This is a genomic window from Phaeobacter sp. JH20_34 (assembly GCF_048056095.1).
Lineage (GTDB): Bacteria > Pseudomonadota > Alphaproteobacteria > Rhodobacterales > Rhodobacteraceae > Phaeobacter > Phaeobacter bryozoorum.
This window is the reverse complement of the sequence record NZ_JAYMWT010000025.1, coordinates 1-17,424: the sequence shown is the minus strand read 5'-3', so window position 1 is coordinate 17,424 and position 17,424 is coordinate 1. Positions and strand designations below refer to the sequence as shown.

At 57.7% G+C, this 17,424-nt stretch carries 15 protein-coding genes and 3 pseudogenes; 7 read left to right on the top strand and 11 right to left on the bottom strand.

All coding sequences use genetic code 11. The annotated features are described in order from the left end of the window. Positions 1-348: 348 nt before the first annotated feature. Positions 349-1,380, bottom strand: coding sequence for an IS110 family transposase (locus VWZ81_RS19470; RefSeq protein ID WP_416543554.1), 1,032 nt, complete (start codon positions 1,378-1,380; stop codon positions 349-351). Positions 1,381-1,597: 217 nt separating this feature from the next. After that, positions 1,598-1,702: pseudogene (locus VWZ81_RS19465) on the bottom strand (DUF3768 domain-containing protein); the annotation flags it as partial. Between the two features lie 66 nt (positions 1,703-1,768). Between VWZ81_RS19465 and VWZ81_RS19460 the strand changes: the two are divergent. Further along, positions 1,769-2,908 carry an IS110 family transposase gene (locus VWZ81_RS19460; RefSeq protein ID WP_416543552.1) on the top strand — a complete coding sequence of 380 codons (1,140 nt, stop codon included), beginning with the start codon at positions 1,769-1,771 and terminating at the stop codon, positions 2,906-2,908. A 254-nt stretch (positions 2,909-3,162) separates the two neighbouring features. Here the strand turns inward: VWZ81_RS19460 and VWZ81_RS19455 are convergent. The 3 genes and pseudogenes from VWZ81_RS19455 to VWZ81_RS19445 form a co-directional block, all read right to left on the bottom strand. Then, positions 3,163-3,405 (bottom strand): annotated as a pseudogene (locus tag VWZ81_RS19455) (DUF3768 domain-containing protein); the annotation flags it as partial. A gap of 108 nt (positions 3,406-3,513) precedes the next feature. Then, positions 3,514-4,452 carry an ArdC family protein gene (locus VWZ81_RS19450; protein WP_416543550.1) on the bottom strand — a complete coding sequence of 313 codons (939 nt, stop codon included), beginning with the start codon at positions 4,450-4,452 and terminating at the stop codon, positions 3,514-3,516. Positions 4,453-4,491: 39 nt separating this feature from the next. Beyond that, positions 4,492-4,976, bottom strand: a pseudogene (locus tag VWZ81_RS19445) (hypothetical protein). Between the two features lie 445 nt (positions 4,977-5,421). Between VWZ81_RS19445 and VWZ81_RS19440 the strand changes: the two are divergent. Continuing rightward, a complete protein-coding gene (locus VWZ81_RS19440; protein ID WP_005617048.1) occupies positions 5,422-5,772 on the top strand; it encodes an MbcA/ParS/Xre antitoxin family protein in 351 nt (116 codons plus the stop codon). After that, a complete protein-coding gene (locus tag VWZ81_RS19435; protein ID WP_416543548.1) occupies positions 5,772-6,284 on the top strand; it encodes an RES family NAD+ phosphorylase in 513 nt (170 codons plus the stop codon). Before VWZ81_RS19440 ends, VWZ81_RS19435 begins: the two co-directional genes overlap by 1 nt. Before the next feature lie 174 nt (positions 6,285-6,458). Here VWZ81_RS19435 and repC read toward each other — a convergent pair whose 3' ends face one another. The 4 genes from repC to VWZ81_RS19415 form a co-directional block, all read right to left on the bottom strand. Further along, positions 6,459-7,514 carry a plasmid replication protein RepC gene (repC, locus tag VWZ81_RS19430; protein WP_416543547.1) on the bottom strand — a complete coding sequence of 352 codons (1,056 nt, stop codon included), beginning with the start codon at positions 7,512-7,514 and terminating at the stop codon, positions 6,459-6,461. Between the two features lie 238 nt (positions 7,515-7,752). Next, a complete protein-coding gene (repB, locus tag VWZ81_RS19425) occupies positions 7,753-8,721 on the bottom strand; it encodes a plasmid partitioning protein RepB (RefSeq protein WP_416543546.1) in 969 nt (322 codons plus the stop codon). After that, positions 8,721-9,920 (bottom strand): plasmid partitioning protein RepA, encoded by a 1,200-nt coding sequence (repA, locus tag VWZ81_RS19420; protein WP_416543544.1) that lies wholly within the window; start codon positions 9,918-9,920, stop codon positions 8,721-8,723. The genes repB and repA overlap by 1 nt, the downstream gene beginning before the upstream one ends. A 342-nt stretch (positions 9,921-10,262) precedes the next feature. Further along, entirely contained in the window at positions 10,263-11,171 is a 909-nt protein-coding gene (locus tag VWZ81_RS19415; protein WP_416543560.1) for a recombinase family protein, read from the bottom strand. 323 nt (positions 11,172-11,494) lie between these two features. Here VWZ81_RS19415 and VWZ81_RS19410 point away from each other — a divergent pair, with 323 nt between their 5' ends. Beyond that, positions 11,495-12,466 carry a hypothetical protein gene (locus VWZ81_RS19410; protein ID WP_416543558.1) on the top strand — a complete coding sequence of 324 codons (972 nt, stop codon included), beginning with the start codon at positions 11,495-11,497 and terminating at the stop codon, positions 12,464-12,466. Positions 12,467-12,468: 2 nt separating this feature from the next. Here the strand turns inward: VWZ81_RS19410 and VWZ81_RS19405 are convergent, their stop codons facing one another. Further along, a complete protein-coding gene (locus VWZ81_RS19405; protein WP_416543543.1) occupies positions 12,469-13,398 on the bottom strand; it encodes a LysR family transcriptional regulator in 930 nt (309 codons plus the stop codon). Between the two features lie 124 nt (positions 13,399-13,522). On the opposite strand from VWZ81_RS19405, the gene VWZ81_RS19400 reads away from it, so the two are divergent. From VWZ81_RS19400 to VWZ81_RS19390, 3 genes are read left to right on the top strand one after another with little or no spacing between them, the layout of a single operon-like run. Then, positions 13,523-14,008 carry a cupin domain-containing protein gene (locus VWZ81_RS19400; protein ID WP_416543542.1) on the top strand — a complete coding sequence of 162 codons (486 nt, stop codon included), beginning with the start codon at positions 13,523-13,525 and terminating at the stop codon, positions 14,006-14,008. Further along, the gene (locus tag VWZ81_RS19395; protein WP_416543556.1) at positions 14,008-14,979 is read left to right on the top strand and encodes an NAD(P)-dependent oxidoreductase; all 972 of its coding nucleotides are present in this window, start codon (positions 14,008-14,010) and stop codon (positions 14,977-14,979) included. The genes VWZ81_RS19400 and VWZ81_RS19395 overlap by 1 nt, the downstream gene beginning before the upstream one ends. Positions 14,980-15,033: 54 nt before the next feature. Then, complete coding sequence (locus VWZ81_RS19390) at positions 15,034-16,458, top strand: aldehyde dehydrogenase family protein (RefSeq protein WP_416543541.1); 1,425 nt, start codon at positions 15,034-15,036, stop codon at positions 16,456-16,458. A 225-nt stretch (positions 16,459-16,683) separates the two neighbouring features. Here the strand turns inward: VWZ81_RS19390 and VWZ81_RS19385 are convergent. Next, positions 16,684-17,424, bottom strand: a 741-nt coding sequence (locus VWZ81_RS19385) for a tyrosine-type recombinase/integrase (protein ID WP_416543540.1), incomplete at its 5' end; no start/stop codon positions are given.

The window sequence follows — 17,424 nt, the reverse complement described above, 5'->3', positions numbered from 1 at the left end:
ACGGTTTCGGGCAAGCCAAAACACCGGCAAAGAACTTTTTTCACCGGGTTTCAGACACCAATTCAAAAGCTTACTTTCTCTTTTCACTGCAACCGCACGTCAAGACTGAAGGACACCCCCTGACCGGGCTTCGCTCTTCCGTCCGTAGTCAGCCTCAAAGCCGCCACTCTATGCCTGGTCCAAATCTGGTCCTGGGTGCCCATCTTTCCCGCGTATTCAACGTTTGCCGATAACTTGCGGGCCTCCGGCATCTCCAGGAACCTCGTCCCGGCAGGGGACCTCGTCGTACCTGTCGTCAGGTGCAGTGCGTTCCTCCTTCCGTCCAACCAAGTTCTGGAATTGTTTTACTCAGACCGTCGCCGTGGGGCTCTGCGCATAGCGAAACGGTGTGCCGTCTCGCCACATCCGGTGCAGAACGACGCCAATGCGGCGAGCGAGTGCAATCAAGGCCCGTTTCGATCCACGCCGATGTGCCACTCTGAGTGCCCAGGCCTGGAGCCAGTTTGGTGACCCACGATGCATCAGGATCATCGCAGCCTGATATAAGGCTGTTCGAAGGCCTCGGTCGCCGGCTCGGGTGATCTGCCCGACGATGTCCATCTCTCCGGATTGCGTGCGCCTCGGCGTCAGCCCCGCCCAAGGGCCAACATCCTTCGACCGCGCAAAGCGGGTTGGATCATCAATCGCGGATTTGACTGTCAGGGCGACGATCGGACCGACACCCGGCATCGTCATCATCAGACGGCAAACGTCGTCGTATTTTGCCAGGCCCGCGATTTTCGCATCCAATTCGGCCAACTCGGCGCGCAACTGCGAACGTGCACGCAAAAGAGCCTCCGTCGACGCCGACAGGATTTCATTCTGCTCAACCAGTTCCCTCACCCGAGCTTCGTAGCGGATCCGGGTGACATGCCCGAGCTTCAGGCCAAAGTTCCGCAAAACACCCCGCATCGAGAGCTCAATGTTGATGATCGCCTGTTGAACTGATTTTCTTGCCGTCAGCAGAGCGCGGATTTCCTGAGAGGACACAGATTTGCGGTGTACGGGCCTGTACCATCCCATTTGAAGCAAACGTGCAATGCCCTGAGCATCGCGCCGGTCAGTTTTGATCGGCATGGCTTTCAAGGCGGCTTTTACCAATCGCGTTTCCATCATGACCACGTCAAACCCTGCCTCTTCCATCCCCTTGCTCAGCCATTGGGACAGAGGTCCAGCTTCGAGACCGATCGTGTCGATCGAATATGGCAGGGGGACGATCGCGCGCACCAGAGCTTCAGGCTCGCTCTCCGCCTGCAATTCTTCAACAATCTTCCCCTGCGGCCCCAGCACACAAATCGCCGTGCTTGCCAGAGACACATCCAGTCCGATAAATACTTTCATGTCGTTGCCCTTCTATTCTTAGGAATTGAGGCGCATGGAAACATACGACCTCGTAGACGCGCTGCAGGCGCATCAAGGGCAACGGCACTCCAAACCATGCTGTCAAACAAGCGAAACGTTTTCGATTCGCCGAAAGCCCCATTACGGCATCTCTCCCTTTGAGGGGTCAGTGGGCCTTCATCGCCTGGGGTGTCAGGGGGAGGAGTCCCCTGCCCTTCTACCAGTCGCGCGCAAGCATGATTGTCAGCACACGCATGGTGGTAGCGGGATTGTCCGGGGTCTCAGCCCCGTAGCGAAAATCGGAATCTGCCTCATAGAAGTTTCCATGCAGGAGGTCGCGCTTAGCGGATAGGTTTGGCGCACAATCAAAAGAGAGGAGATTTCCAAGATGATGACGCCATCTATTGCGGCGACCTGCTTTGTCGCCATTGATCTGAGCAAATCGAAATGGCTGGTTGCGCTTGATGCGCCGCATTTGGCCAAGATCAAGTCCGTGCGTTTGGACGGGTTTGACACGGCGGGATTGATCGATCTGGTTCGAACGACTGTTGCGGAGGCAACGGAGCTTTGCGGGACGGATCAGCGCCCTATTGTTTGCTTTGAGACTGGATACGACGGTTTCTGGCTTCAAAGATTGCTGTCGAACGAAGGGATTGAGACCTTGGTTGTGGATCCCACCAGCTTCCTCGTGAACCGCAAAGCGCGGCGGGTCAAAACGGATCGCGTCGACGCCGAAGGCATGGTCGTTCTGCTGAAGAACTATTGCTCCGGTGATCGAAAGGCATTCCGCACGATGCGTGTTCCTACTATTGCCGAAGAAGATGCCAAGCGCTTCCACAGAGAACGCAAACGGTTGATGAGCGAGCGCACTGGCCACATCAATCGCATTCGTGCCCTGCTCGCCCTTCAAGGCGTTCGGCACATCAATCCGGCGATGGTGACATGGCGCAGGAGACTGGAAGGCCTCGAGACTGCTGATGGCCGCCCTTTCCCACCTCAGCTGATGCGCGAGATCGTCCGTTCCTTCGAACGCCTGGAGTTGGCGAACCACATGATCAAGGCTCTGGCAGAGGAACGCGACGAAGCCCTTGCGACTGAATCTGAACAGTTTCCCGAACACGAAAAGGCCGTTCTGCTTGAAGGGCTTCGCGGTGTTGGACGACACAGTGCGATGCTCTTGTCGGCTGAAGTGTTCGGCCGGGAGTTCAAGAACAGGCGACACCTGTCGTCTTATCTGGGTCTGACACCCAGCCCTTATTCCAGTGGCGACGTCGAGCGAAGCCAGGGGATCAGCAAGGCCGGAAACCGACCGGCGCAAACCCTCGGCATCGAACTGGCCTGGTGCTGGCTGCGGTACCAACCACAAAGCGCCCTTGCGCGCTGGTTTCGGAAATACACCGCTGAACGCCCGGGAGTGAGAAAGAAAGTCGCCATCGTGGCTCTTGCCCGCAAGCTAATCGTAGCCTTGTGGCGATACGTGGAAACGGGACTTGTCCCGTCTGGCGCGGTTCTAAAGGCGGAGGTGTAAAATGGGACGCTGAAACTTCAGAATAACGCGCAACGCCGGATGGTTGAGTGACCGAGAAGATTGATGGTCTTCACAAACCCTGTAGAAGTTTGGTCCCAACCAAGGCGGCTCCATTCCGGGAACGTGAACGGAAATTTGGTTCGGGCAGCACGCCCACGGTATGCAAGTCGATGCCACTGGTGTGAGCATAATCGAAGAGCCAAACCAGCGTTGCATAGAAAGAAAAGGGCTTGAAAATGTAAATTCCTCATGCAATCGATCTTCCAGAACACGGTCTCGCCCCGGATCTCGACCGCCCCGAAATCATGCCATCCTTCGGGATCATTCTCCTGCTCGAACGTGGCAAACTCGCCAGTTGCCTTCACCGCCTCGGCCATAAAGCCGTCGCCGGCCTCCATAAGCGAGCGGGTGACATGCATCCGGCCCTGGATGGGCTGCGCGGGCGGCACCCCGAGGCACGCGAGCTTGCGGAACGCGTCGTTCTGCGCGGCGATCACACTCGGATCCGGGCATTCTGTCTGGGGCTGTGATGGTCATGGGGATCTCCTTTGAGATGTTGAAACACCTTCCCGAAGCCTTCTTTCCCTTTTGCCCACTCACCCCCCTCAAGCGGCCTCGGCGTTTTCCCCTGCCCTGCCCGCCTCCGATCTGGCGATCAGGTAATCGCAGGCACGCTGCGCATCCGCGGCGTGCCGAAAGATCGCGCCCTTGTCGGAGCGAAGGACTCGCAACCAGTTGTGCAGGTATGCGGCATTCATCTCGAGCGTATGGGCCGTGAAGCCGAGCGTCTGACCCAGGAACACCGAGGTCAGTTCCGCGACGATCTCCTCGCGCGCGTAGGAGGTGTTGCCAAACTTCGAGAACCCGAAATCGCGGTTCAGTCGATGGGGGGCTTTCGTGGCATGGGCCAGCTCATGCGCCCAGACCCCGTAGAAATTGCGCGGATCGTGGAACCGGGTGATCGACGGCATGTAGACCTTGTCCACGGGCGGCAAATAGTACGCTTCCGTGCCCGTGAAGACCGTCGTTATGTCGATAGCCTCAAAAAACGCCTGCATGTACGGGATGGGTTCGGACGGCGGATGCTCGGGTACTGGCTCCGGATCGGGGAAGAAGCTCTCGGGCAAGCCCTCGATCTGGCAGGCATTGAACACGCGGTAGGATTTCTGAAAGCGGAAGAGGCGGGCCTCCTCGGAGTGATCATCGCCGTCGCTGCGGTCGTCCTCGCCGCCCGCGTCTTTCCGGCTTTGACCGTAATAAACGACGACAGAGGACTTCTCGCCCTTGCGCACCTTCGCGTCCAAGGCATGGGCCTGCGGCAGCGTCATCCAGAAGGGCGAGCTGTGGCCCGCCATCACGGTGCGCATGGTCAGCAGGAAGTTGTTGACCCCTTGGTAGGGCTCACCGCCCACGCGCAAGGGACGAGAGCTGCCGCCTGCGGTCCAGGGCTTGCGCCATGGCAGGACACCACGCTCGATGATGCGGATGATTTCGTTCGTGATGACCTCGGAGGCATCGAATCTGGGCGTGCGGGAACGGGCCATGGCTGGCCTCCTTTCGTGTGTTGATGAGAAGATTGGGGATCAGATTGACCGACAGGGCCGCGGATCGTTGGCGATCCCCGCACCGAGGGCTTCGACCATGTCGATGTAGGTGGTCAGCGAGACAGACTGGCCGGCACCTGAATGGTCAGCGTCGACCGGTCCGCCTCGAGCCACGCGCTGCAGGCTCGTGAAGGCGATAACATCGGTGACAGGTCGAATATCGATGAACGGCGTCCCTCGTGCGACCGCAAGAGCGGCCACGGAAAGCGCTCGATCGGCGCGAAACTCGACATGGTGGTCCAACCGAGATGGATGAACGTCCCACCCTCCCCGCAGATCACATGCGCGTTTGGCAATGACGCCGCCTGCTTCAGATAGCCGAGATCACGCAGGACGGTCTCGCGTTCGAGCCGCCGTGCCTGCTCCATCTCGCCGGTTCGGCGCAGTTCTCTATGCCGCCACCAAGAGGCAGCGGTGGCGCGCAACACGCGCAAGACACCTGTTTGCATGGGAATGCCCTTCATCCGGAACGGCAGACCGAAACCCGGCCCGGACCCATCTGAGGGACCCCAAAGGCGCTCATCCGTCAGTCACAAAACCCGAAGAACACTTTCACTTTCCAACCGCCAACTGGACCGCGGAAACTGACAAGGGTCCGATACCACCGCGGTTCCCAAGGACTTCATGCAGGAAGTGCCGGTTGGGGTCCAAGATCGGCAAGGTATATCGGCAATCCCAGCCCGACTGCAGCAGTCTTTGGCATATTATCAATGACTTATGTGATGTTCTCGATCGGCAACAAACGCGCCTACTGCGACTTTTCAGGCCCAAAAATCAGGATTTCCGGCGTTCAGAGCAATGCAGCGTTACGGATTAGCATGGGAAACGAAGGCACAGCACCTCCTGACAGCTTGAAATTCAGCAATATTGTCGCTATATACCGTCAGTATCACTGTAGGAGCATAGATCATGCACATCACGAACTTTGCTGAAGCTGGGCAATTCGAACCGCGCAAGATCGCCGCGGTGCTACGCACGTCAGCAGAAGAGATCGCATTGACAGTCGGTTTGGGCAAAGACGCGTTGCAGAGGCGAACCCGCATCGGTTCGGACAAGACGCAGCGCCGCCTGCGCGAATTGGTAGAGGTACTGAACAAAGTCGAGCCCCGCTTCGGCTCGGAACTGATGGCCTATGCATGGTACCGGTCAGAGCCCCTGCCCGGCTTTGATGGCCGGACAGCCATGCAGCTGGTGCAGGAAGGCAAAGCTCAGCAAGTTCTCGAATACATCGATGCGGTCGATGCGGGCGTCTTTGCCTGATGCCGCTGAAAGATGGACGCTACACAGGGCCACTCTATCGCGCCTTGAACCCGGTCTATGCCCGCGCGCCTCTTTCCGGACGAGGCGCTGAACTCTATGGAGGGCGCTTCAACGCAAGGGGCACCCCTGCCCTCTACACCTCGCTGGATCCCACGACCGCACTTCGAGAAGCCAACCAGGTCGGCAGCCTGCAACCCACGATCCTGGTGTCCTATACGGCCGACCTTGGGCCTATTTTCGATACCCGCGATCAGGACGGACTTGACCGGTATGGCGCGACCGAGGCGATGCTTGCCGACCCTGCATGGCGCATGAAGATGCTCGATGGCCAACCTGTGCCGACACAGGACCTAACACGCGCCCTCAATGCGGATGGGTTTGCAGGGCTCCTGATCAAGAGTTTTGCGAAGGGTGCGTCGTCATCGGACTTCAACATCGTCCTGTGGGCCTGGACTGACAATAATGGTTCTTTGGAAGTGGTGGATGACGAAGAGCGGCTGTCACGCATGTGAGTTGTGAGACTTGGTGCCAGAACTGTCCACCGCGGTGGACATCGGCCGGTCGGAGGAACACGGAATGACCGCGCAGTATTGCCCTATTGGAATTTGGTTCGGTGGTTTTGATGCGTGTGGAGAGACCGCGCGTCATTGGACTAGTTGCCAGTCAGACGTCCACCGCGGTGGACACTAGGCGGTTTGCATAGCAGTTTTGGATAGACGCTTGATCAAAGCCACTGGATCAAACTGGTCTTGACGTTGACCCAAGGTAATACTGTGAAAATACGCTCCAAAGTCCCTGATGCGTTTTCCAAGTTGTAGCATGATGAAGATCGCGCATGACGCTTTCTGAGCTCCTACTGCATTCTTGGCTTTCTCGAATGTATCTGGGTGAATCCCCATCATGGGTGCAAGTGTTCGAGCATGGTTTTCAATGTCCAACCAGTTTCTAAGTCTCTCTGTGGAGAACGATGTCGCTTGATCGCAAACTGAGGTTAGCAAGTCTGGTTTCAGAGCTTCATTGCCTATGTTGCTATCTAAGTCTTTTTTTTCTTCTTCAGACTTAGATAGGTGCCGGACAGTTTGTCCGTCATTGGCGGGCAATTCCACAGTTTCTGGTGGGTCATCTGGGGTGTGCAAACTCTGGCATTCTCTGTCTGTGTCTGCGAGCAGCGCGTGGTATTCAGGGAGGCTCAGCTTCCTGCGTAGAGCTTTCCGTGCGTGGTTGATGAATGTGCTGCTGGGATCATGCTCTTCCAAATGGGCGAGCTTTGTAAGGATCTGTTTGCGGGCAAATATCCGATCCCGCCGGTTATTTGCCATCTCATGTGCGATGGCGACAAGCTCGTTCGCGCGTTGGAGGAGGGGGGCTAGAGACAGTCCATAGCTGATGCATTGACCGCCGGATGAGCGAACGCGGTAGCGCTTTCGGTTCGAACTGTCATTGCGCTTGATGAAACCGAGTTCAACGAAACGGTTGATGTGTCTGCGGAGGGTCCGTTCGTCGATACCGCCGACGCGCTGGCAAATCGAGTTGTTGGACGCGAAAACCGTTTCGCCATGGCCTGGTTTCAAGAAACTGAGCATTGCTTGAAGTGTTTGGATATGGCCAGGACGTAGACCGAACACGCTGCGTGCATCTCTCAGTGCCCTGAAGATGGTCCAAATGTCGGTTTCAGCCGCAGTAATTGGACCGCGTGATGCATCAGCACCAGCGGTTCCGATCGATAGTTTTGTAAATGCCATGGTTTGTTCACGACGACCGTTTGGCCCACAACTTCCCAGTCTCTTCCCAAGATTTTGCTCAGGAAAAGGCAATAAAAATCCGTCCACCGAATCGGTGACTCTTGACCGGTTTGCTGGAGATTGCTACATCATGAGTGCTAATCGAATGATGAGGGCTCTCCAGGGGAAACTTTGGGGGGCTCTTTTCTTTCTGGTCTTCGCTTTTCTCCTCTGCTCGCGTTACTCTGTGTGGCTTGGGTTAGGACCCAGAGCCGCTCTCATTCCGCCACTGTTCGAAGAGCTGCAAAAGCGTTGCCTCCGCGCGCTCTTCGAGCCATCGGCCGAATTCTGGGTTGTCCTTCTTGGCGATCTTGATGGCGATCGTTTTCTGATCGACTGTCAGCGTTCCCACAGAGCTACCGTCCCCATCTTTGACGACGGACGTTTGGCTGCGGTTGGTTTGCTTCTTGTCGCTACGCGCCTTGTTCGAGCAAGCCGAGTAGACTGCCTGAAACTTTTCCGCGCTTGGAGTGTCGTCGGGCAGGGCGGCAATCGCCTCTTTGGCCGTGTTCACCAGATTTATCTTTTTCGAGAACGCGGCCAGGTCACCCCATTGCCGTCGTCCGATGCCATGTGCCGGCCCGATCAGCTGTACGAGCCCTTCTGGCAGTTGCTCTATGACGACGCGATGGTTGGATACGCCCTGCCGTGTCAAGCCTAGAGCATCCTGAATAACGTTTGGCTTGTAACCTGATTCCTGCATCTCTTTGATAAAAAGAGATTTCTCGATGAAAGACGGGTCTAGTCGGAGGTTGTTCTCTTGGCCCTGTGCGATCAGAGATGCGTCGTCATCCAAGGTTCGTACGATCGCCTTGACCGTTCCGCCGACCATGCGGATCGCTGCAAGTCTGCGTCGGCCGTAGATGATACGGTATCTGTCCGGTTGGGCCGATGGACGGACCATAATTGGCACTTGTTGCCCATGCTTGCGAATGCTTTCGGCCAACTCATCAATACTGGAATCCTCCAGCACCAACCGATCGCGCAGACCATCCATGTCAATCTGATCGGGCTCGATGTCCCGAATGGAATTCGCGGTAATCTCGCGCAAAGAGTCGCGCAATCCGCCAACAGATCCTGGCAGTTTTGCCGCTTTTGGCGGGGTAGGGGAGGGGGCCGCGCTCTCCTTCTCGTCCTTTGGAGGCTGATTGAAGATATTTCGGGCCATCAGCGACGCCCCCATGCCATTTGGATGGTTTGTTCCAACTCATCGCCAACGCCGTTCACGCTGGTCAGAGCGCGATCAATCGTTTTCCTGATGAACTGGCTTGGATCAACTTCGTAGACGGTTTGCTGGGTCATACCAGCGTCCGAGATTGCTGTAGACTTCAGCATTGGCTCAGTCATGACCTGTCCGGCTAAGATCGATCTCAGGTAGCCTGCCATCTGGGTCTGAGGCCCGTCCGACGGCTCGTATCTCGTGATCAAGAACTTTACGAAGTCCCATGTAACGCGCCGGCCAATGGCTTCTTCGACAGCCTTCACCGTTTCCGAAGCAAGTTTCAGGAACTGGCTCATCGAAGCAATGTCGAGCATCCCTGGTACGACCGTTACCAGGAGTCCCGTCGAGGCTGCCAACGCCGTTAGGGTCAGAAAGCCAAGTTGAGGCGGGCAGTCGATCAGAACGATGTCGTAACTCGCCTCAACTTCCTCAAGCGCTAAGGCGAGGCGCTCCGCAAAAATGGGCTGCACCCGACGGGCGAGGGCGTTTGCCGTCTCAGTTTCGTATTCCGAGAGCATTAGGCCCGCCGGAACCATATCGAGCTTATGGAAGTAGGTCTTTTGGATGACGTCGGAGAGTGGAACTTGCTCCTCATATCTCAGAGCATCATAGATTGTGCCGCCTTCAGCGAACTCGAGCTCAGGCCGAAAACCGAAAAAAGTGGTCAAACTTGCCTGCGGATCGAGATCCAAGACCAACACTCGGTAACCTCGCAAAGCATACCGTTGTGCAAGATGGATCGTTGCTGTTGTTTTTGACGATCCGCCTTTGAAGTTGACGACAGATATCACCTGGAGACGATCGCCATCACGTCGACCAGGGCGGTAGCTTTCTGCGTTCTTTCCGGTGCGCCCCAGAATGTCGCGCAGCTTATCGATCTCTTGGGCTGTGTAGAACCGGTGTCCGCGGTTGTCTGTATGAACTTCCGGGAAGCTGCCGTCCTTGTGCCGGTTGCGCAGGTTAGATGTGCTAACGCGCAAAAGGCTGGCAACTTCGGTAGAACTGAAACGGCGCAGGGACTTTCGTTCTTCGGGCTCGAAAGCGATCTTCATCTGGCGATCCAAAGATTCAGCCAGATTGTCGGCAAATGCTCCAATGTCGGAAGAGCCTATGCCTTGCGCGTATCCAACGTTACGATCATCCATGTCCTGTCGCCCACTCTCGGCCTCTGTTGAGGCTCTTGGTCATTCTGACGGTGTACAGCGCGTCTGACGCGTTTTGCCGTCAGAACGGGAATGCCACGATCAAGTGAGTCCGGCAAGAAGAATCTAGATGTAGTGTGAAAGTTATCCACAGCACCAATACGTACAGTCACATCAAGATAACCGCAAGTTGTTGATTTTATGGCAATAAGTCCATAAGACCGTGCTTCAAGTCACTCATGAGGTTTGTTTGGACGGTATTGGCTAAACCCATGCAACCAATGGCACAATTGACCTTCTGACGGTGTTTGGAGCGATAGATTCAGCCGTTTGAGCCTCTGCTAGTTACAGTTGGGAGTGAGCCGATTCTGATGAAATTAGGCCAAGCCTCTCAGCTCGTTCGAGCAACATTTTGACCGAAGACGGCTGCCAGCTGGCACGACCTCGAGGGGTCCGTTCGCGCATCGATTCCAGCCGGTCGCAGATCGCCTGCAGCGTGATTTCGGGGTCCGCGCCTTTGATCGCTGCGACGATGGCCGGCAGGCGGTCATCGGTTTCGCGGCGTCCGGCGCGGCCAAGCACTGCATCTGGTAGAAAGCCGTCGCGGACATAGGCTTTCACAGCACGGAGTAGGCGGCTTTGGGTCCAGTGCCGGTCGTGGGGCAGGGGGCCATTGATGATCCGAAGCACGTCTTCCCAGGCCATGTCGGGGCGCAGGCGGCGCACTTGGGGCACCCAGTCCTGCGCTGTCTCGTTCAGGCGCTCCATGTAGCCGTCCTGTCGCGCCAGCCGCACCTTGCGCAGCGCAGCGGGATCCTTGGCGCGTAGCCCAGGATTGCCACCAACGCGCCCTTTGGCGCGCGCAGAGGCAAGACCCGCCTTTGTGCGCTCGCGGATCAGCGCGCGTTCAAACTCGGCCGCGGCGCCCAGAACCTGCAGCGTGAACTTGCCTTGTGGCGATGCCGTGTCGATCGGGTCCTGGAGCGAGCGGAAGAACGCCCCCTTGCCCTCCAGTCTTTCGATCACCTCAAGCAAGTGCGACAAAGACCGCGCCAGCCGGTCGATCCGAACGATGACCAGCGTGTCGCCCTTTCCAATCCGCTCCAGCACACGTGCAAGCACCGGCCGCGCGCGATTGCCGCCTGAGGCGTGCTCTTCAAAGATCTCGGCGCATCCCGCAGTCTGAAGGGCCTCAGACTGGGGCAGGGGGGTCTGATCCTCTGTGGAAACGCGGGCATAGCCTATCAGGGGCATGAAAACGGGCCGTTTGCAATTTAAGGTATCGCTACTAAACGATCGTTTGAAAACGAATGCAAGTAGTTGCTCTCTCGTCGTGCTCGTCCAAAAACCCTTGTTATCCTTGCGCTGAGCGCGGTCTGAGAAGTTCCACCGGCAGTCGCGCGCACGTACGACATAAAGGGCACAAGCAACGATCACAAAAGCGCTTGGGTAGTGCGCAAAAAAATCTGTATTTTGCACATATGAAATCTCAAACATCTACTTTCACCGATGATTTTGAGGACCCTCTCATCACAATCGAGGGGGAGTAAGAGGCTCACGAAGACGATCTCTGGTTTCTGCCTGGGCCACTCGAGGAAGAACCGGATGATTTGCCTCCCGGGCCAAGGGCGGAACCGCCCGACACCGCTGTCGTCGATGACTGGGCAAAGGCAGAGGGAGTTCACGCTGCGCGACTGGCAAGAGTGGCTGGACGCCTGGGAGCTCTGGATGACCGGTTACTGCGTGGCCCGGAAGGCTGGCGGCATCGGCTCGCTCTTATCGAGGCAGTGGACCTTAGCTGGTTCGCAGGGGATCGGGTGAGTTCTGATCGTCTGGCGCCATGGATATCGATGCGGTTGTCAGGCGCACAGGATGATCCAAATGCCCTGGCAAGAGTTGGATGGGCTGTTCGGCGCTTGACGGGAGGCCCCGGACCGAATGTCGACTTAGCCGCTTTCCTGGATCGCCGCGATCCCGAGAACATTGAAGACAGCGTTGACCGTTTCGAGGATCGCGCGGGTGGATGGCTGGACGTAATGACCGCCGCAGCCGACCTACACCCAATCACCCGGGCTTGCAGGGGCTTTCATCTTTGGAATCTGGCGGGCCTCGAAGGGCACGGAGACCAGATCGAAGCCGCCGTCACCGCGTCCAGGATCGCTGCCAGCGACGGAAGCGGCGCCATCTTCGCACCGCTTGCCATGGGCGGGGCAGGGGGGCTACGTGTTTCGGGCTTGCCACCCGAACGCTTGGCCCGCTGGTTGGATGGCATGGACAGCGCGATTCTAACGGCGATGCGAACACTTGACGATATTGAAGCGTGGACGTGGCGGGCAGAGACCGTCATGGCGCATTTGTCTGGCCGCACGCCGGTCGCCTTGCGAAAGGCTTTCACGGAATGGCCCTTGGTCTCCGCCCCAATGGCTGAAGCCGTTACCGGAGCCAGTCGCGCCGCCGTTCAGCGCAATCTGGCGTGGATGGAGGCAAGCGGTTTGATCCACGAAGTGACGGGGCAGGCACGGTTCCGGATGTGGCGCTGTGCAAGGTAAGGTCATATAGCCTGAGGTGTCCCGAGGGGACGCAATTTCTGGGCTGGCGGATCAGCCTCGAACTGCTCCCGTAGCCAATGTTCAAAAAGCTGTACTTCGGGGCGGGCGGTGCGTTTTGTCGCGCGTCGCATCAGGTAGTGTGCGTCAGGAAATGGAACCGGCGGTCCTGCCGGGACGATCCCCAGCGAAATGCCGCGCGGTGACGTCACAAGCCGATGCAGCACTGCGGCAAAGCCCCCACCGCTGACCACCAACTGAAGCGCAGAAATCGTAGTGTCCATGAAATACTGTGGAACATCCGCGGGCATTGTGCAGTCGTTTGCGTTGAATATCCGTTCCCAATTTCCCTCTTGCCCCAGGATGTGTACCAGCGGCCCCTGCATCAGGTCCTCGACATCGGCGATGCCACGCGTCGTGTCCGAGGAGCGGACAGGAACGATCATTTCGTCTGCCAGCTTTTCGGATTGCGCATCGGTCCAGTTGCCCCGCCCAAGGCGCAGTTCAACATCGACCCCTTCCAAATCGGTCGCCTCGGTCCAGATGTTTGTCAGCAGACGCAGGTCGATCCCCGGAAAGTCCAGTCGGAACAGGGGCAGCCTGGGCGCAAGCCATAGAACCGCAGTCGAGATCGGTGCCTTGATGGTGATGGTCCGCGCGGCTGTCGGTCCGAACAGACTGGCCGAGACCAAATCGATATCAGACAGGGATTGGCGGACAGTGGTCACATAGGCCTGCCCCAGCTCTGTCAGTGACAGGTGGCGGGCGCGGCGGTGAAACAGCTTGGTCTTCAACTGCTGTTCCAATGACCGAATATGCAGGCTAACCGCCGCCTGGGTGAGGCCAAGTTCAACGCTTGCTTCGGTGAAATTCAGATACCGCGCGGCGGTTTCAAAGCTGCGAAGCCAACTCAGGTTGATGGGATTGGATGACATCTAGCACCAAAACATTTTTGTGATAACGGCAGCTTTTTATCATTTTCTGTTTTTGGTCAAGTGAATGATAACGGCAGCAGTCTCTTCACCTTGAAATTGGCTAGGAACCCACAGGATGCCAGCGTTGAACTATGAACCCGTGCCTGAAACTGTCCCTTTCTTTGAGCCCTTGCCTGCCAATGTGGCGGCTGGCTTTGTCGCCTTGCTGGATGATCAGCCGATCGAAGGTGGTTTTGATCCGACCTTCGGCGACGTCACATGGCAAACGCTGATCTGTTCAACCCGGGCCAACTCCAAAGGTCTGGTTGTCGGCGTGGCCAAGTTCCCGGCCCATGGCGTCCTGCATGCCCACCGGCATACGCCGCCGGAGTTTTACTACTGCATCGCCGGGTCCGGTGTTGTGACGATGGATGGGGTTGAGCGCATGATCGAACCCGGTGCCTGCGTGTATATCCCTTCGGACATTGAACACGGCGTTGTTGCAGGGGCCGACGGGCTCGCGTTTGTGTACGGGTTCGGAGAAGATTCATTTGCTGAAATCGAGTACCGGTTTTCGGCCAATCAGGACAAACCGTGCATGTCGCACGACACTCAGGTGGAGATGAAATGATGAAAGTCGGATTTGTTGGTCTTGGTAATGTCGGCGGCAAGCTGTCAGGTAGTCTGCTGCGCAACGGCATTGACCTGACGGTATATGATCTGAACCGAGACCTGATGGACAGGGCCGTGGCAAAAGGCGCAAAGGAAGCCGAGTCGGCAGCCGCGTTGATGCGGTATTGTGAGGTGGTCATCACCTGCCTTCCTTCGCCTGCGGCCTGTAATGCAGTTGTGCAGGAAATGCTGCCTTTCGTTGAGACGGGCAAGGTCTGGCTGGAAATGTCGACCACGGATCAGGCCGAGGTTCAACGGCTTGGTCACGAGGTTATTGTGCGCGGCGGGGCTGCGGTCGATTGCCCGGTTTCGGGCGGGTGCCATCGCGCGGATACCGGCAATATCTCGATCTTCGCCGGTTGTGACCGGGCGACGTTCGACAGGGTGCTGCCGCTGTTGACTGTCATGGGGCGACGGATTCTGCACACTGGGGAATTGGGCAGTGCATCGGTCCTGAAGGTGCTGACCAATTATTTGGCAACCGTTCATCTGGTCGCAAATGCCGAGGCGTTAGTGACGGCAAAGGCCGCTGGCATGGATTTGAACACGGCATTCGAGGCGATCCGTATTTCCTCGGGCAACAGCTTTTCCCATGAGACCGAAAGCCAGGTCATCCTCAACGGGTCGCGCGACATTTCGTTCACCATGGATCTGGTGAAAAAGGATGTGGGCCTGTTCCAGAGCATTGCCGCGCGCCATCAGGTGCCGCTTGAGGTGTCGCCGCTGATCTGCCGGATCTTCGACGATGGCATTGCCCGCTACGGGGACAGGGAGTTGTCGCCAAACATCATTCGCCGTCTTGAGGACGCCACGGGGCTGTCGATCCTCGCGCCCGGCTTTCCGGCCGAGATGACGGATGATGAACCCGAAGAGCCTGGCTATGAAGTCGTCCTCCACCGCGGGTTGGGCCGCGCGATGGCGGCGGAATAGGCAAGGTCGGGTCCAACCAACCCCACACGTAAAGCGCCGCCAGTGAGAGGGCACATGGAAAATCTGACGAAATTCTACATCGGCGGCGCATGGGTGCAGCCAGAGTCGAACTGGACATTCCCGGTGCTCAATCCTGCGACAGAAGGTCGGATAGGCGAGATCATACTTGCCAGCACGACCGATGTTGACCGCGCCGTCGCGGCGGCGCGGGCGGCATTCGAAGGGTATTCGCAGACCGGCAAACAGGAACGGCTGGACCTGCTTGAACGCCTGCTTGTGCAAACCCGGCGGCGGGTCAAAGACTTGGCGCGGGCGATGTCTCAGGAAATGGGCGCGCCGATAACAATGGCGCGTGAGGCACAGGCCGCGTCGGGCATCGGCCATCTGGAAGGTTTCATTGCCGCGCTGAAGGCTCAGGAAGATCGCGAGGATTTGGGAAATGGTGATATCCTCATGCGTGAACCTATCGGAGTATGTGGGCTGATTACACCGTGGAACTGGCCGATCAATCAGATCGCGCTCAAGGTGATCCCGGCGCTGGCCACGGGGTGCACCTGCGTGTTGAAACCGTCAGAGCACACGCCGCTTTCCGCGATGATCTACGCCGAGATCATCCACGAAGCCGGGTACCCCGCCGGGGTTTTCAACCTGATCCACGGCGACGGGCCCGTTGCGGGCAACGCCATGTCAGGCCACGTGGATATCCAGATGATGTCCTTCACCGGTTCTGCCCGCGCAGGTATCGCAATCACAAAAAACGCCGCTGATACCGTCAAACGCGTGACGCTGGAATTGGGCGGCAAATCGCCCAACCTCGTGTTCGCGGACTGTGATCTGAAGGCGCGCGTTTCCGCCTCGGTGCTTGAATGTATGTTCAACACCGGCCAGTCCTGTGACGCGCCAACCCGACTGCTGGTGGAGCGCACTGTCTATGACGAGGCACTCCAGATTGCCCAAACGACTGCAGAGAGTATCACCGTTGGCGACCCGGCAGTTGAAGGCGATCATCTGGGTCCGATGTTCGACAAGATGCAATATGACCGGGTTCAGGCAATGATCGGCATCGGGTTGGAAGAAGGTGCGCGGCTTTTGACGGGCGGGTTGGGCAAACCTGAAGGCTTCGCGACCGGCTGGTATGTGAAACCCACGATCTTTGCCGATGTGCGCAACGATATGCGCGTTGCACAAGAGGAAATCTTTGGCCCGGTGTTGGTGATCATCCCGTTTGACGATGAAGATCATGCAATCAATATCGCCAATACCACGCCCTACGGGTTGGCCGCCTATGTGCAGACAGGAGATGCTGAGCGCGCCGAACGTGTGGCCGCCCGGCTGCGTGCTGGTGCCATCCATATCAATGGCGCTGCCTTAAACTATGGGTCGCCCTTTGGCGGATACAATCAATCCGGCAACGGGAGGGAGGGCGGCAAGTTTGGGCTGGAAGACTATCAAGAAGTCAAAACGCTGCATTTCGGCTAACGTTTGCCGGACGTGATCGCCAGGAAGACGCACCCAAGATCATTGGAGCAAACAGTTTTCGGACAGCTGGTAGATCTGACCAAACCGAACTTACTGAGTGAGGGGGATCTGTTGCGTCGGCCAACTGTCGCGTTTTGTTCCCGATTTCAATTGAAGCGGTAAGCTGGAACCCAAGCGTCCAGATTTCACCTTAGCGTTTCACTAAGGCAGCAAGGATCGAAAGCTTCAAAGCCCAGCAGCCTTGGTGAGGTTGACCCGGAACCTGTCGCGCCTGCGCTGGTACCGGCGCGTCATCTCGGCCGACGTATGGCCGAGCTGTTTCTGGACATAGCGCTCATCGACTTCCGCGGAAGAGGCGAGCCCGGCGCGTAAGGAATGGCCCGAGAACATCGCCAACCGCTTGGCTTTCGGCAGATCCGAACGGACATTGCTCTTGAGGACGGTTGTCTTGATCAGCCGTGCGACGTGTTTGTCGGAAAGCCTGTTTTCCAATGCCCGTTTGCCATCCCGAGAGGTGCGCACAAAGACCGGCTCGAAATTGATCTTCGCGAAGTGCAGCCATTGCTCCAGCGCGCGCACCGGGCAGGTCTGGTCGCTGGATCCGCGCCCGATCTCGACCTCGCGCCATCCGGTCTTGGCATTGAGCGTCAATAGGGCCCCCCCATCCAATACCTCAATCCAGCCGCCAGAATCCGGTGTGTCGTCCTTGTGCGCGTCGAGGCTGACGATCTCTGACCGACGCAGACCGCCGGCATATCCGATGAGCAGGATCGCCCTGTCCCGGAGCCCGCGGAGATCATGAGGAAGGGTGGCCACCATCGAAAGGATGTCCTCTGGCAGGATTGCTTCTTTCTGGACCGCCGGGCGCGCATGCTTGCGCTTGATCCCGGCCAGAACGGTCGCGATGTGCCGATCCTTGCGATCGAGCGTAAACCCGCGCTGTGTGTAGTTCCAGGATAGTCCAGA